This window comes from Mesorhizobium sp. M7D.F.Ca.US.004.01.2.1 (genome assembly GCF_003997785.1).
In the GTDB taxonomy this organism is placed as follows: Bacteria; Pseudomonadota; Alphaproteobacteria; order Rhizobiales; family Rhizobiaceae; genus Mesorhizobium; species Mesorhizobium loti.
In genome coordinates this window covers 1-1,074 of record NZ_RZRQ01000682.1, presented here as the reverse complement: position 1 = coordinate 1,074, position 1,074 = coordinate 1, and the positions used below count along the sequence as shown (strand labels likewise).

Genomic DNA, 1,074 nt, shown 5'->3' with positions numbered 1-1,074 from the left:
GCTACGGCCTGGTCATCGGCCTCGCCGGATCGGGCGACAGCCTGCGCAACTCGCCGTTCACCGAACAGTCGATCCGCGCCATGCTCGAAAATCTCGGCATCGCCACCGAAGGCGGCAGCGCGCGCGCCAAGAATGTTGCCGCCGTCATCGTCACCGCCAACATGCCGCCCTACGTGCAGTCGGGCGCCCGCATCGACATCGACGTCTCCTCGATGGGCGACGCGACCTCGCTTTCCGGCGGCACGCTGATCATGACGCCGCTGAAGGCGGCGGACGGCGAGATTTATGCCGTCGGTCAGGGCTCGGTCATCGTGTCCGGCTTCACCGCCAAGGGGCAAGCCGAGCAGCTGACGCAAGGCGTGCCGACCGCCGGCCGCGTGCCGAACGGCGCCATCGTCGAGCGTGCTGTCCAGGCCGAGTTCGACGATCAGGCGACGCTGACGCTGCAACTGCGCAATCCCGATTTCTCGACCGCTATCCGCATTGCGGACGCCATCAACGACTATACCAGCCAGCGCTTCGGCATGCGGGTGGCGGCCGAGCGCGATTCCCGCACCGTGCAGATCAGAAGGCCGAAGGGTGTTTCAGCCGCCCGCTTCTATGCCGAGATCGAGAACCTGGTGGTCGAATCCGATACGCCAGCCCGTGTCGTCATCGACGAGCGCACCGGCACCATCGTCATCGGCAACGACGTCAAGATCTCGCGGGTCGCCATCAGCCACGGCACGCTCACCGTGCGCATCACTGAAGCACCGCGCGTCGTCCAGCCCGAGCCCTTCTCCAAGGGCGAGACCGCCGTCGAACCGTTCACCGCCATCGACGCCAGCCGACCCGACGCCCGCGTCGCGGTGCTTGACGGTCCCGATCTCCAGACCCTCGTTTCCGGCCTCAACCGTCTCGGCGTCAAGCCGGACGGCATCATTGCCATTCTGCAGGGCATCAAGTCGGCCGGCGCTCTGCAGGCCGACCTGGTTCTGCAATAGGCGATGCCGATGATCCGCTCCCTCTCACGCCACGAAAGACGCCGCCCCGCCGCAATCTTGCTCGCGGCCGCCGCAGTTGCCACCATGACCC

1 protein-coding gene is annotated in these 1,074 nt (G+C 66.8%); it reads left to right on the top strand.

Annotation, left to right across the window (positions count from 1 at the left end; translation table 11 throughout):
- The coding region (locus EN993_RS36145) for a flagellar basal body P-ring protein FlgI (protein WP_164758069.1) at positions 1-983 on the top strand (983 nt) is incomplete at its 5' end.
- Positions 984-1,074 lie beyond the last annotated feature (91 nt).